At 64.2% G+C, this 13,552-nt stretch carries 12 protein-coding genes; 4 read left to right on the forward strand and 8 right to left on the reverse strand.

The window, feature by feature from the left end; translation table 11 throughout:
* Positions 1–14 precede the first annotated feature (14 nt).
* A complete protein-coding gene (locus tag CR152_RS21845; RefSeq protein ID WP_099878473.1) occupies positions 15–914 on the forward strand; it encodes a LysR substrate-binding domain-containing protein in 900 nt (299 codons plus the stop codon).
* 36 nt (positions 915–950) lie between these two features.
* On the opposite strand, the gene CR152_RS21850 is transcribed toward CR152_RS21845, so the two are convergent.
* The 8 genes from CR152_RS21850 to CR152_RS35070 form a co-directional block, all read right to left on the reverse strand.
* The gene (locus CR152_RS21850) at positions 951–2,174 is read right to left on the reverse strand and encodes an MFS transporter (RefSeq protein WP_099878475.1); all 1,224 of its coding nucleotides are present in this window, start codon (positions 2,172–2,174) and stop codon (positions 951–953) included.
* A gap of 150 nt (positions 2,175–2,324) precedes the next feature.
* Entirely contained in the window at positions 2,325–2,918 is a 594-nt protein-coding gene (locus CR152_RS21855; RefSeq protein ID WP_167399935.1) for a tetratricopeptide repeat protein, read from the reverse strand.
* A complete protein-coding gene (locus CR152_RS21860) occupies positions 2,801–3,439 on the reverse strand; it encodes an energy transducer TonB (RefSeq protein ID WP_229413502.1) in 639 nt (212 codons plus the stop codon). The genes CR152_RS21855 and CR152_RS21860 overlap by 118 nt, the downstream gene beginning before the upstream one ends.
* Positions 3,440–3,494: 55 nt before the next feature.
* Positions 3,495–4,634 carry a TonB family protein gene (locus CR152_RS21865; RefSeq protein WP_099878479.1) on the reverse strand — a complete coding sequence of 380 codons (1,140 nt, stop codon included), beginning with the start codon at positions 4,632–4,634 and terminating at the stop codon, positions 3,495–3,497.
* Between the two features lie 81 nt (positions 4,635–4,715).
* The gene (locus CR152_RS21870; RefSeq protein ID WP_099878481.1) at positions 4,716–5,108 is read right to left on the reverse strand and encodes an iron chaperone; all 393 of its coding nucleotides are present in this window, start codon (positions 5,106–5,108) and stop codon (positions 4,716–4,718) included.
* A gap of 47 nt (positions 5,109–5,155) precedes the next feature.
* Positions 5,156–7,822 carry a sensor domain-containing diguanylate cyclase gene (locus CR152_RS21875; RefSeq protein ID WP_167399936.1) on the reverse strand — a complete coding sequence of 889 codons (2,667 nt, stop codon included), beginning with the start codon at positions 7,820–7,822 and terminating at the stop codon, positions 5,156–5,158.
* Positions 7,823–7,920: 98 nt separating this feature from the next.
* Complete coding sequence (locus CR152_RS21880; RefSeq protein ID WP_099878486.1) at positions 7,921–8,496, reverse strand: hypothetical protein; 576 nt, start codon at positions 8,494–8,496, stop codon at positions 7,921–7,923.
* 124 nt (positions 8,497–8,620) lie between these two features.
* Positions 8,621–8,728 carry a hypothetical protein gene (locus tag CR152_RS35070; protein ID WP_157778649.1) on the reverse strand — a complete coding sequence of 36 codons (108 nt, stop codon included), beginning with the start codon at positions 8,726–8,728 and terminating at the stop codon, positions 8,621–8,623.
* A gap of 871 nt (positions 8,729–9,599) precedes the next feature.
* On the opposite strand from CR152_RS35070, the gene galT reads away from it, so the two are divergent.
* The 3 genes from galT to CR152_RS21895 are packed head-to-tail and all read left to right on the forward strand — an operon-like array spanning position 9,600 to position 13,550.
* On the forward strand, positions 9,600–10,688 hold the full coding sequence (gene galT, locus CR152_RS21885; RefSeq protein ID WP_099878489.1) for a galactose-1-phosphate uridylyltransferase: 1,089 nt from the start codon (positions 9,600–9,602) through the stop codon (positions 10,686–10,688).
* A gap of 7 nt (positions 10,689–10,695) precedes the next feature.
* Positions 10,696–11,787 (forward strand): galactokinase, encoded by a 1,092-nt coding sequence (galK, locus tag CR152_RS21890; RefSeq protein ID WP_208640172.1) that lies wholly within the window; start codon positions 10,696–10,698, stop codon positions 11,785–11,787.
* Positions 11,784–13,550 carry a glycoside hydrolase family 2 protein gene (locus CR152_RS21895; RefSeq protein WP_099878491.1) on the forward strand — a complete coding sequence of 589 codons (1,767 nt, stop codon included), beginning with the start codon at positions 11,784–11,786 and terminating at the stop codon, positions 13,548–13,550. The genes galK and CR152_RS21895 overlap by 4 nt, the downstream gene beginning before the upstream one ends.
* Positions 13,551–13,552: the final 2 nt, after the last annotated feature.

The raw sequence follows: 13,552 nt of genomic DNA on the forward strand, positions 1-13,552 counted from the left end.
CTTTAAAGGCAAAAATGGCGCGGCGCTACGGACACTTGGGCGATGTGGAAATCTTTCTGGCGGTGGCCGAGCACGGTTCGCTGAGCGCGGCCGCCGTGGCGCTGGCAACCACGGCGTCGGTCGTCAGCCGCGCGCTGGGCCGGCTGGAGCAGCACCTGGGAAGCCAGTTGCTGCGGCGTACCACGCGCAGCCTGAGCATGACCGATGCCGGCCAGCTGTACCTGGAGCAGTCCCTTGCCGCATTCGCGCTGATCGACGATGCCGAGCGCGCCATCCTGGGCCAGGCCGACGATGTGGCGGGGCGCGTCCGGCTGAGCGTGCCGACGACGTATGCGCATTACCGCCTTCCGCGCTTGCTCGATGCGTTTTCGCGGCAGTATCCGCAGGTGAGGGTGGAACTCAATATCGCCAACCGCAACGTCGACCTGGTGGCTGAAGGGTTCGATCTGGCAGTGCGCCTTGGCGACTTGCCGGACAGCGGCATGGTGGCGCGCAAGCTGGAAGACGCGCCGTTGTGCCTGGTGGCGTCGCCCGACTACCTCAAGCGCGCGGGTATGCCGGCGTCGTTCGACGAACTGCAGCGGCATGCCTGCATCTGTTTCGTCATGCCCAGCACCGGGCGCGTGTCTCCCTGGCTGTTGCGCGATGCCGGTGGCGACGTGGACTGGTCGCCGGCGCCGCGTGTCACCGTCTCGGACGATGTGCTCGGCGTGGTCTCGCTCGCCGCCCACGGCCTCGGGGTGTGCCAGAGCTACGACTTCATCGTGCGCGAACGCATCGGGCGCGGCGAACTGGTCGAGCTGCTGCCGCAACTGCGCGGTCGCACCCGCGCGTTTTCCGCAATTTATGCCGGACACCGGCGCCCGTCGGCCGCCGCGCGTGCCCTGATCGGCGCGCTCACGGCCGGGCGCTAGCGGCCGGCCCGGCACGTACTTCGTTGTGTGCTGCGCTCACGGTTGCAACGCCGCCTGCGGCGCGGAAGCCGGGCGCCCGATGGCGGCGACCAGCAGGATCGACACGGCGCCGCCAAGGCCGCCCACGATCATGACTGCCGCAAAACCGCTGAGGCTCAGGACCCACGCGCCGAGCATGGCGCCGCTGCCGATGGCGGCGTTGAAGATGGCGACGTACACCGCCGACGCCGGCATGGCCGCCGCGCCGGCCGTGCGCAGGATCCAGGTCTGGAAGCCGACGAAGATGGCCGAGATGGCCGCGCCCCACAGGACCAGCATGGCGCCGATGCCGGCCGCGCCGATGAGCGTGCCCCACATGCCCAGCACCATCAGGGAAAGCGTCATCAGGGCCAGCGCCAGCATCAGGAAAGGGCGCAGGTAGCGGTCGATGAAGATCCCGGTCAGGAAGTTGGCGGCGAGGCCGGCGGCGCCGAAGCCGAACAGCAAGGCGATCACCATCGTCGCCTGCATGCCGGGGGCTTCGCGCAGGAACGGTTCGATGAAGGTGAACGCGGCAAAGTGGCCCGTGACGGCAAACGCCGTGGCCAGGTAGATGGCCCACAGGTCGGCGCGGCGCAGTACCGCGCCCAGGGCCGCGCGCGCGTCCCGCGCCTGGCTTTGCTCCAGGCGCGGCAGCACCGCCAGCATGCCGAACGCGGTCAGCACGCTCAGTGCGCCGACGGCGCCGAAGGCGATGCGCCAATTGCTCTCCTGGCCGATCAGGGTGGCCAGCGGCACGCCCAGCACGCTGGCCGCCGAAACGCCGCCGAAGACGATCGAGGTGGCCAGGCCCACATGGCGTGGCGGCGCGATTTGCGCGGCCGAGGCGGCGATGACGGCCCAGAACAGGCCATGCGCCACTGCGCCGCAGGCGCGGGCGGCCAGCAGCAGGCCGAAGCTGCCGGCCAGCATGGCGGCGCCGTTCGACAGCGCCAGGCACAGCATCAGCCCGATCAGCAGCGGCTTGCGCGGCGCGCGGCCCAGGGCCACGGCGGCCAGCAATGCGCTGAAGGCGCCGATCCAGGCGTACAGGGTGACTGTCAGGCCGACGGCGGATTCGCTGCGGCCGATGTCGTGCGCGATGGCCGACAGCAGGCCGATCGGCGCCAGCTCGGTGGTGACGATGGTGAAGGCGCCGATGCCAAGGATGACGATGGCCAGCCACATGCGCCAGCCGGACTGGCCGGGCGGTGCGTTTGACTGCGGTGATGATGAAGTCATGATGCCCTCTGGATGGTTGATGATTTGAATGAAGGATGTGGCGCGATCGACTCTGCCGCCAGAGCAGAACCTGGGCGTGGCGAAGCGCGCCCGCCGTGCGTGTCGGGCCCCGTGGAGTTCGTTGGAGGAAGAGCTGGTCGACGTGAGCGACTATAGAGAAAAGGCTGACACGGCTGAATTACTTTCTTTGCCATACCTTGCGGGTATCAGCGCACGCGTGGCGCCCGGAGCAGTCTGCCGGAGGGGGTGGTCAGATGGCCACGATGAGGCGCGCAGCAACGACGTGCGCGGCCGGCGCGGATAGCCACCGCGGCGGCGTGCCAGGGGGCAGCGCGGTGCCGGGACCGGTTTGTCCGCGATCTGGCGCCATTTGGCCGCTTTGACCGGATCGCTCGCCACGCCCTGGCCGCGTTCGTACATCGCGGCGATGGACTGCTGCGCCGGCTTGCTGCCGCCGAGCGCCGCTTTCTCGAACAGCGCCGCGGCCGTCACGTCGTTGCGTGCGACGCCGTGTCCGTTTTCGTAACAGCGCGCTAGGAAAAACTGTCCCTGGGCATCGTTTTGCGCCGCCGACTTGCGCACCAGCTCCAGGCCCAGTTCAATCCACTCCGGCCCGATTTCCCTCATCAGCAAGGCCCCGTAAAATGCCTGGCTGGGTGCGTATCCTTGTGCGGAGGCCTTGCGGAACCATTCGCGCGCCGCGTCCACGTCGCGCGTGTAGCCGGGCTGGCCCATCGCCAGCATGCCCATTCTGTGCTGCGCTTCGGGCTCGCCGCGCTCTGCCGCTGCGCGGGTGGTGGCCAGGGCGGCTGCCGTTCTTCCCCGGCCGGCCCATCGAGCGACCAGGCATATTGCAGCTGCATCCACGATGTAATCGGCTTGCCGTCGACCCGTGTCGGCTTGAACGTGCAGCGTCCGATGCCATCCTGGGCCGCGATGTCGAGCAACAGGAAACCGCTCGACTTGATGATCCTGGAATCTTTTACCGCGCCATCGCCGCCGATCAGGAAGGCCAGGGTGACCGTGCCTTCCTGTTCCTCGCGCAAGGCGGCTTTGGGATACTCTGGCTTGGCGCAGCCGCCGGACAGGGCAACGGGAAGAACGGGTTTGATGTTGTACGCAACCGGCCCCGGAGGGATGGGGACAGTGCGCGGCTGCTCGCCGGGCTGGGCCAGCGTCCACATGCACACGGTCCCCAGCATGGCGGCAAGCGCGGCAAGCCGGCGCGGGCGGTGCAGCGAAGGAAATGGGGCAAGGGTGGTCATGGGTGCTTGGGGTAAAATTTCAGCTTGCACCAGGGGTGGGGCATCCGTCCCGGAGTCAGCGTGGGCGAGGTTCCGGTATTGTCGCTGCCTGGCGCCACTGGTCCGCCTTGACCGGGTCGGCCGTGACGCCGTCGCCGCGCTCGTACATCGTGGCCATACGACGCTGCGCCCACTTGCTGCCTCCGAGCGCCGCTTTTTCAAACAGCGTCGCCGCCATGGCTTTATCCTGCGGCACGCCGCGCCCGGCGTCGTAGCATTGCCCGAGGAGTAACTGGCCCACGACATCGTCTTGCGCCGCCGCCTTGGACAGCAGCGCTATGCCGTGCTCCATTCCTTCCGAAGTATTGTCGTGCAATAGCAGCGCGCCGTAGTACGCCTGGCTGCGCGCCCATCCTTGCGCGGCCGCTTTGCGAAACCACTCGCGTGCCGCCACCTTGTCGGAGGGTGCCCGGGCGCCGTCGAGCAGCAATATTCCCAGCATGTTCTGCGCCGCGGGCATACCCAGGTCGGCGGCCTTGCGATACCAGATCATGGCTTGAGCCAGGTCCGGCTCACCGGAATCGCCCAATTGCAGCGTCATGGCCATGCTGTAGTAGGCCTGGACGTAACCTTGTTCAGCGGCCTTGCGCCACCAGGCCAAGGCTTTGGCGGGGTCGCGTGCGACACCCTCGCCATTCATGTAGATCGACCCGAGCCTGTGCTGGGATGCGGGCTCGCCGCGTTCCGCACCCGCACGCGCGGCGCTCAGCGCGGCCGCCTGCTCCTGAGCGGAGGCGTCGAGCGTCCAGACGTATTGCATCTGCATCCACGCGTCCACCGCTTTGCCGTCGACGATGCTCGGACTGAACACGCAGCGCCGGATGCCATCGTGGGCAGCCATGTCGAGCAAATGAAAGCCGCTTGACTTGACGATCTTGGCACCCTTCACCGCGCCATCCGTGCCGATCAGAAACGATAGCGTGACCGTTCCTTCCTGCCTGCTGCGCAGCGATGCCTCGGGAAACACCGGCTTGGCGCAGGACCCGGGCTTGGGGCCGGGCTTGATCGGAGTGGCGTTCAGCGGGGGCGGGACTTGCACACGAACGAGCTCGCCCGCGTCTTGTTGCGCAAGCGCGTTGGTGCACACGGACGCCAGCACGGCCACCATGAGGGCAAGCCGGCGCGGCAAGCGGGAGAGTGGGAGCGGGAAGATCATGCAGGCTCAGGGAAAAATTTCATTATTTCAATTTTACAGGATGGCGTTCCCAGCGTTAAATGGCCGGTCCTCGGGCTGTCGTCAGGAACAAGCCGGCTTGGCCTGCTTGCGCCAAAACGTGTCGCACCGTGCTTTGTCCACGATATTGAAATCGATGATTTTCTCGAGCAGGGAAAATTCGACCTCGTCCATCCAGGGAATGCGGATCAATTGGCCGGTATGTCCATAGCCTGCCGCGACGATTTCCCTGGAGAAATGATCGATCGCAGCCGCTTCCGGGGCGACCGCCAGATGCGGCTTGGCCAGGCTGAAGCCAATAATGAAGGTGCCGTGATCGGTGAACATCGGCTGGTTCCACGCGATTTTCCGGTCCAGATGCGGAAACTGTTCAGCTACCCAATCGAGAACGGCTCGGGTACGTTCACGATGCTGTGGAGCGGCGATCTGCGCCAGAAAATCCGCGAAAACGGTCATGATGTCGCCTTAAAGGAAGCGGATAAATCGCCGCCGGCGTGCCATCGTCAGGGCACGCCGGCGACGCGATACTGGTTTTTGCCCGCATGCTTGGCGCTATACAGGGCCGTGTCCGCATGCGTGGCCAGGACTTGGGCCGTGGCGGCCTGATGCGCGCACCAGGCGATCCCGATGCTGGCCGATACGTTCCACGGATGGCCGAGGATATCGAACGCAAGCGCCATCGCCGCCACCAGTTTCTGCCCGATCGTTTCGCATTCGGCGACCGAATCCACATTTTCCAGGATGATGGTGAATTCGTCGCCGGCGAGGCGGCAGACGGTGTCGGTTTTCCTCACCGCGCCGTTCAAACGGCGGCCGAATTCCTTGAGCACTTCGTCGCCGCCGGCGTGCCCGAGGGTATCGTTGATGGTCTTGAAGTGGTCGATGTCCAGATACACCAGCGCCATCGGCCGCTTGCTGCGGCCGGCGCGCTCGATGGCGGCGGCCAGCAGCACTTCGTAATGGCGGCGGTTGTGCAGGCCGGTCAGCGCATCGGTATTGGCCAGTTCCGTGAGCTGGTGCTCCTGCCGCCGGGTTGCCGTCACATCGGTCGAGAGCACATAGGCGCCCAGGACCGCGTCGCCGCGCTTGTGCGGGATGAACAGGATGTTGAGCACGCGGTTGTGCGTTTCGTTGGCAATGGCGATGTCGAGCTGCACCGTCTCGCCTTCGAGGCAGCGATAGAAATACGCTTCGCGCGGCGCACAAAATTCGCGGCCGAACACTTCCTCGACGGTCTTGCCGATCAACTCCGCGGGACACACCCCGTACCACTGCGTGTGCATGGCGTTGGCGAACTGGAAGCGGGTATCGCGGTCGATGTAGGAAATCAGGACGGGCAGGTTGTCGGTAATGGTGCGCAGCCGTTCTTCGCTGTCGCGCTGGCGAATTTCACTGGCCTTGCGCTCGCTGATGTCGAACGCCATGGCGAAAAAGCCGTTGGGATTGCCATCGGCGTCGAGGTTCGGAATATACGACGCATAGTAGGAGAGCAAGCGGCCTTCGACCGTCATGTCGCCCTCGAACGAGGCCCGGGTGCCGCCCATGGCCGTTTCGATGTGCGGACCGACTTTGGCAAACTCGGCGTCCGAGTAGGCCATGCGCACCGGGTGCCCCAGTAATTGCTCGCGCGGTTTGCCGAAAAAGCGCGCGGCGCGCGAATTGAGAAAAACGAACACGCCGTTGCGGTCGATCTGCCCGATCAGGGTGGGCAGGTTTTCGGTGATGGCCAGCAGGCGCTGTTCGTTGAGCTTGAGTTCGTGCTGGACCAGCGCGAGGTCGGTGACATCTTTCATCGCCACCACCGCGCCGATGCGCGCGCCTTCGGCGTCGAGGAGCGGGCGGCCGCTGGCGAGGAAACTGTGCTTGTAGCCATCGCGCGCGATGACCAGGGGATAGTCCTGGACCACTTCGCCGTGAAAGGAGCGGTGCAGGGGCGTTTCGTCGGGCGCGAGCGGGGTTACCCCATCGGCACGGAACATATCGTCGTGCACGGCCCAGGCCAGCGTGGCGGTGTGGTTGTGGGCGAGTCCGTGGATATCGCGCATGGCATGGTTGAAGAGATTGATCCGGCCGTCCGCCGTGCAGGCCACGACGCCGACATCGATGGTATCGAGCACGGCGTCGAGTTGCTTCTGCTGCTGTTGCAAGGCGCCTTGGGCGTTGAGGCGGGCGGAGATATCATGCAAGAACGCGCCGAAGAGCACACCTTCGGCGGTGGGAAACGCACTGATGGTCATTTCCACGGTGATTTCCTCGCCGCTTTTCTTGCAGGCGGGAAGTTCGATGCGCTGGTTCAGGACGCGGCCCACGCCCGAGCTCAGGTAGCGCGCCATGCCGTCATGATGGGCCGCGCGAAAACGCTGCGGAATGATGGTGGTGGCCAGGTCCAGCCCGATCACATCGGCCCGGGTCCAGCCGAAGGTGTGTTCGGCCGCCGTATTCCAGTCGAAGATGCAGCCACGCGTGTCGATGCTGACGAAGGCGCTCAGCGACGATTCGATGATGGTGCGGTTGCGCGCTTCGCTCTGGCGCAGCGTGTCTTCGATGTCCTTGCGCTGTGCCACTTCCCGGGTCAGTGCCCGGTTGCTTTCCTGTAGCGAGGCGGTGCGCTCGCCGATGCGCGCTTCCAGTTCGGCATTGAATTGCTGCAGCGCCTGTTCGGCGGCTTGGCGCGCGCTCACCAGGGCATTTTTGTTCAGCTCATCTTCCACCAGGCTGGCAAGGTCGCGCAGCAGGAGCGATTCTGCGGCGCTGAACGCGCGCGGTACCGTGTCGAGCACGCACAGGGTGCCGACGGCATGGCCGTCCAGGGAAAAAATCGGCTGGCCGGCGTAAAACCGGATCTTGGGCGCTTGGGTGACGAGGGGATTGGTGGAAAACCTGGCGTCGCGCAAGGTGTCCGGCACCACCAGCAGTTCGCGGCCGGCCACCGCATGGCTGCAGAAAGCCATCGAGCGCGGCGTTTCGGCCACTGCCAGACCAACCCGCGACTTGAACCACTGCCGCTCCAGGTCGACCAGCGATACCAGCGCCATCGGCGTGTTGAGCGCCGCGCTGGCCAGGCGGGTGAGCCGGTCGAAACGTTCTTCGGCCGGCGTGTCGAGCAGGGCCAGCGCTTCAAGCGCGCGTACGCGTGCGGCATCGTCCACATCGTCAATACCCATATGCATGGCCAGCGTCATCCGATCTCATGTCGACCGCGGGCAGCACGGCAATGCGCCGCCCTAGTCAGGCGAGCATAGCAAATTCAGTCCGATCATGTCGGCGTTCACGGCTGACGAATCGCGGTCCGCTGCCAGTCCATGATCCAGTTCTTGTCCCAGGTGGCGCCGCCATCGCGCGAGACGGCCTGGTACCAGCGGCATGAATTGGGCGTGATCCGGTCCCAGACGCCGCGCGTGATGAGCGCTTGGCCATCGTCGATATCGGTGCTGTCCCAGGTGCCGACGCCGTGGGTAAAACTGCCCCACGAGGCCGGATTGAGCACCCCGTTCTTTTTGTTGCACCAATGGTCGGCCCACAGCTTTTTTTCGACATCGAGAATGCGTAATCCCATGCCGCTGAAGTTTCGTGCGGGAATGCGCAGTTCTTCGACGCTGGCCAGGCCGCCCAGTATGCCGATCACGGTTGCTTCGCCCTCGAACGACTCCCAGTTCTTTTCCTTCAACTGCTTGTGCCGGATGCTCCATTCGCCCGACAGGAAGTCGAAATCGCCGGGCTTGCCGCTTGCCGCAGGCGCAAGCGCGGCTGCGCTGGCGCTACCGAGTCCGAGCTGGCAAGCCGCGCCGATCCCGGCAGCGGCCTGTAGCAGCAGTCTGCGTTGTGCATCGTTTGTCGTGGTCATAGGATTCTCCTGAGAAATCGTTATAAGGTCATGCCTAGCCGTTGTGGCCATCTGGTGGCAACGGCGGGAAGCATGAGGCTTATTCAGGGCGGATTGCGCCCTGTTACGTTTCTTGGAGGTCGGATCAGCTCTCGAACTTCGGCGGGGAAGCCGGGCGGCGGTGGGCGGCGCCGACCAGGGCCAGGGCTAGCAAACCGGCGCCGAACATCATATAGGTCTGCGGTTGCGGCACTGCGGTGAGTGTGAACTGTTCCTGAAGAGCTTGGAGGGGCCGGTCCCCTCAGCGCGGCCGCCGAAGAGGGTAATAGAGTAGCAACATCCCTTAAAGCAAAAATAGCTTTTACACAATAGTGTATAAAAGTTCATAAATTTTTATACGGCTCCATGATGGTGACTCTCGCACGGGCCGATTTTTGCTGGCTCTGGACTTCACCGTGACGCCTACCCGCATCCACATTCTGTCGATTATTCTCCAGCGGATAAACAGCGTAGCAGTTAGAAAAATCGAATATCCGAATATACGCTGCATGCAGCATGGTTTATCCGGGGGAGATTTGCGGACATTGGACAAAATGTCGTTGTATTTCCATAATACATTGCGCTGCCAGCCGCAGTATTAACATCAGCCGGACCGCCGCCATGACGGCTCAGCGCCGATTTTGTTCCGCTGTCGCTATTTCCTTTTAGATATTGAACAAATAGTGCATTCAAGAAATAAAACTTACCATTCAAAATGATCATTCTTGGTTAAGTGTAATAACTTTTCTGTTCGGTTTACCGCTCGGACAAGCAAGAAATGTCACATATGGCGCATCAGGCGCTCACCGCGTGCGAATCGTGCTTGCCAGAAGATTTCCCGTTTTGGTGTAAGACAAATCTCACATTTGTACGCCTATTGTGAACTCAGGTCACGAAACGTCAATTCACATTTCACTCTTACAAACTCCAACTTCACAGTTGTAATGATAACCAGAAGTTACGTTTATTTCATACCTTATGGAAATGTTTCGTTATGTTAAAAATAATATGGAAGAGGCGCGTGCTAACATTTCCTTACACTTTTTAAACACCTTCATCAAAAGCGCAAGTTAATCCGGCTCTCTATGCATACCATCGAATTGACAAAACCCGACGGGCGCGCGCTGACCTTATATAGCAATGCGCCAATTACCGCGCATGACCCGGCGCCGAGTCCATCGGCGGAGTCGATCCAGGCCAATCCGCATTTACGCTGGCATCCCTTGCGTGGTGAATGGGTCGCGTATGCCGCATTTCGCCAGAATCGTCCCTTCCTGCCGCCGCCGGAATATAACCCGCTTGCCGTCAATACCGATCCGGCCAATCCCACCGAGCTGCCCCGGGGCGATTACGAGATCGCCGTTTTCGATAACCGCTTTCCCTCGCTGGCCCCTGATTCGCACAATCCGCCGGCCCTGCACGTGGCCAGCGCGCCCGCCAACGGGCGCTGCGAAGTGGTGGTGTTTACCCAGGACCCCGGTGCGCCCCTGCACAGCCTGCGCGTGTCTCGCATCGTCCTGCTGCTGCAGGTCTGGGCCGACCGCACCACACGCGCCGCGCGCAGCGGCACGATCCGTTACGTACTGCCGTTCGAGAACCGCGGCGCGGAAGTGGGCGTGACCTTGCACCACCCGCACGGCCAGATCTATTCCTATCCGTTCGTGCCGCCCATCCCGCAGCGCATGCTCGAACGCGAACAGGCGCACTTCGCCGAGTACGGGGTAAGCCTGCTGTGCCGGATGGCGCGCACCGAGGTCAAGGACGCTCTGCGTATCGTCTACCGCAACGAGCACGCGGTCGCCTTCGTGCCGCCGTGTGCGCGCTACCCCTACGAGGTGTGGGTCATGCCGCTCGATCCGGTCGAGAACTTCGCCGCGCTTGGTGACGAGCAGCGCCGCTCTCTGGCGCTCGCCGTCAAGGCGGTGCTGCTCAAGTACGAAGGACTGTGGCAGCGGCCTTTTCCCTACCTGATGACGTGGTACCAGGCCCCCCTCGACGGCAAGGCGCATCCGGAAACCCAGCTGCACGCCGAGTTTTACCCGCCGTACCGCACGCGCGAGCGTCTCAAGTTCCTGGCCGGGACGGAACTCGGGGCGGGCATGTTCGCGATGGACGTGCTGCCCGAGGAAAAGGCAAAAGAGCTGCAGATGGTGCCAATCACACTGGACGAATGACATGGCCATGATGACCTTTGAAACGTTTTTTGACGATGCGGCACCGGTCGAGGAATCCGCGCCCGGCCGCGTGAACCTGCTCGGCGAGCACACCGATTACAACGACGGCTTCGTGCTGCCGGTCGCCACGCCCATGCGCACCCATGTCGCGCTGGCGCCGAGCAGGGACGACGCCTTTCACTTCTACTCGGCGCAAACCGGCGAGGAAGTCGTGCTGGCCAGGCAGGCGCGCCTGGCGTCGGGCTACGGGCGTTATATCGAAGGCTGCATCCGCCTGCTGGAGCAGCGCGGCCACGCGGTGCCGCCGCTGCGCGTGCATGTGCGCTCCAGCGTGCCGATGGGCGCGGGGCTGTCGTCGAGCGCGGCGCTGGAAGTGGCCACTCTGCGCGCCTTGCGCACCTATCTCGGCCTGGCGCTGACCGATGTCGAGATTGCGCAACTGGCGCAAAAGGCGGAAGTGGCCTATGCCGGCGTGCAGTGCGGGATCATGGATCAGATGGCGGCCAGCCTGTGCGACGAATCGCACATGCTGTTTCTCGACACCCGCACGCTGGTGCGCGAAGTGCTGCCGCTGCCCCCGGATGCGCAAGTGCTGGTCATCGACAGCGGCGTCGCGCGCACGCTCGCGGCCACCAAGTACAACGAGCGGCGCGCCGAGTGCGGCACGGCGGCCCACGCCGCCGGCGTGCCATCGCTGCGCGACCTGGCCGGCCTGGACCAGCTGGCCCGCGTGGACCAACCGTTCCGCCGGCGCGCGCGCCATGTGTTCACCGAAAACGCCCGCGTCGCGCGCGCGGTCCAGGGTGTCGGCGCGTCCGAATTCGGCCAGCTGATGAACGCCTCGCACGCCAGCCTGCGCGACGACTACGAAGTGTCCACGGTCGAACTGGACATCTTGTGCGACCTGATGCGCGCCCAGCCGCAGGTGCACGGCGCGCGCCTGACCGGGGCCGGTTTCGGCGGCGCCTGCGTGGCGCTGTGCGACGCCGGCACGGCGGCGGCGGCCGGCGCAGCGGTCCTCACCCACTACAACAACGCAATCGGCCGGGAAGGGCGGGTTCTGATGCCGGCCGCATCACATCAAGGAGCGCAGCTTTGAGCGATTTTCTGTACCCACGTCCCCAGCTTGAACGCGATAACTGGTTATCGCTCAACGGCCAATGGCAATTCGCTTTCGACGACGACCTTCAGTTCCACCTGCCGTCCGACCCGATTGGCTGGGACATGTCGATCACGGTGCCGTTCGCGCCGGAGGCGGCGGCCAGCGGGATCGGCCACACCGGCTTTCACCGTTCCTGCTGGTACCGGCGCGAATTCGACATGGCGCCCGGCGAAGGCCGCGTGATCCTGCACTTCGGCGCCGTCGACTACGCCGCGCGGGTCTGGGTCAACGGCCACCTGGTGGTCGAGCATGAAGGTGGGCACACGCCGTTTTCGGCCGACATCAGCGGCTCGCTGATGGAGCAGGGACCGCAAACGGTGGTGGTGCACGCGATCGACGATCCGCACGACCTGGCCAAGCCGCGCGGCAAGCAGGACTGGCTGGTCGATCCGCACTCGATCTGGTACCCGCGCACCACCGGCATCTGGCAGACCGTGTGGGTGGAACGGGTGGCCAGCACCTACATTCAAAAGCTGCGCTGGACCCCGATCTTCGACGGCTATGAAATCGGCTGCGAGATTTTTGCCTGCGGCGAGATCATGGACGACCTGTTCGTCGAGGTGAAGCTGTGGCATGGCGAGAACCTGCTGGCCGACGACCACTATAAATTGATCGGCCACGAGGCGAACCGCAAGATTGCCCTGTCCGATCCGGGCATCGACGATTCGCGCAACGAACTGCTGTGGAGCCCCGAGCGTCCGACCCTGCTGACGGCAGAACTGACCCTGCACCACGACGGACAAGTCCTGGATAGCGTGCGCTCCTACACCGCGCTGCGCTCGGTGGCGATCACGCGCGACCGCTTCATGCTCAATGGCCGCCCGTATCCCTTGCGCATGGTGCTCGACCAGGGCTACTGGCCCGACACCCTGATGACCGCGCCGTCCGACGATGCCCTCCGGCGCGACGTCGAACTGGCCAAGGCGATGGGCTTTAACGGCGTGCGCAAGCACCAGAAGATCGAAGACCCGCGCTACCTGTACTGGGCCGACCGGCTCGGCCTGCTGGTCTGGGAAGAAATGCCATCTGCCTACCGCTTCAGTTCCAAGGCGATCACCCGCATCGTGCACGAATGGACCGAGGCCATCGAGCGCGATTACAGCCACCCGTGCGTGATCGTCTGGGTGCCGTTCAACGAGTCCTGGGGCGTGCCGAACCTGACCTCGACCCAGGCCCACCGCAACGCCGTCGAGGCGCTGTACCACCTGACCCGTACCTTGGACGGTACGCGCCCGGTGATCGGCAACGATGGCTGGGAAGCCTCGGCCACCGATATTCTGGGCATCCACGACTACGACGCCGATCCGGAGAAGCTGCGCTCGCGCTACGAGACGACCGAGCCGGCGCGCACCCTGTTCGACCAGCGCCGCCCGGCCGGACGCATTCTGACGCTGGACGGCTTTCCGCACCGCGGCCAGCCGATCGTGCTTACCGAGTTCGGCGGCATCGCCTTCGACAAGAGCGCGACGGCGGAGCATACCTGGGGCTACTCGCGCGCCGACTCGGAAGCCGGCTTCATCGACCACTACCGGCGCCTGCTGGAAGTGGTCAACACCACCTTGCTGTTCAGCGGATTTTGCTACACCCAGTTCGCCGACACGTTCCAGGAGACGAACGGGCTGCTGTGCGCGGACCGCACCCCCAAGGTGCCAATCGAACAAATCAATGCGGCAACGCGCAATATTCAACCAGGAGAGTAAGC

Source organism: Massilia violaceinigra (assembly GCF_002752675.1).
In the GTDB taxonomy this organism is placed as follows: domain Bacteria; phylum Pseudomonadota; class Gammaproteobacteria; order Burkholderiales; family Burkholderiaceae_D; genus Telluria_A; species Telluria_A violaceinigra.

What these genes read in the sequence shown, in the direction of transcription:
- CR152_RS21860 (WP_229413502.1), bottom strand. Translation starts at nt 3,439, where the DNA reads ATGACCACCCTTGCCCCATTTCCTTCGCTGCACCGCCCGCGCCGGCTT.
- CR152_RS21845 (WP_099878473.1), top strand. Translation starts at nt 15, where the DNA reads ATGGCGCGGCGCTACGGACACTTGGGCGATGTGGAAATCTTTCTGGCG.
- CR152_RS21865 (WP_099878479.1), bottom strand. Translation starts at nt 4,634, where the DNA reads ATGATCTTCCCGCTCCCACTCTCCCGCTTGCCGCGCCGGCTTGCCCTC.
- galK (WP_208640172.1), top strand. Translation starts at nt 10,696, where the DNA reads ATGATGACCTTTGAAACGTTTTTTGACGATGCGGCACCGGTCGAGGAA.
- galT (WP_099878489.1), top strand. Translation starts at nt 9,600, where the DNA reads ATGCATACCATCGAATTGACAAAACCCGACGGGCGCGCGCTGACCTTA.
- CR152_RS21880 (WP_099878486.1), bottom strand. Translation starts at nt 8,496, where the DNA reads ATGACCACGACAAACGATGCACAACGCAGACTGCTGCTACAGGCCGCT.
- CR152_RS21850 (WP_099878475.1), bottom strand. Translation starts at nt 2,174, where the DNA reads ATGACTTCATCATCACCGCAGTCAAACGCACCGCCCGGCCAGTCCGGC.
- CR152_RS21855 (WP_167399935.1), bottom strand. Translation starts at nt 2,918, where the DNA reads ATGCTGGCGATGGGCCAGCCCGGCTACACGCGCGACGTGGACGCGGCG.
- CR152_RS21870 (WP_099878481.1), bottom strand. Translation starts at nt 5,108, where the DNA reads ATGACCGTTTTCGCGGATTTTCTGGCGCAGATCGCCGCTCCACAGCAT.
- CR152_RS21875 (WP_167399936.1), bottom strand. Translation starts at nt 7,822, where the DNA reads ATGCATATGGGTATTGACGATGTGGACGATGCCGCACGCGTACGCGCG.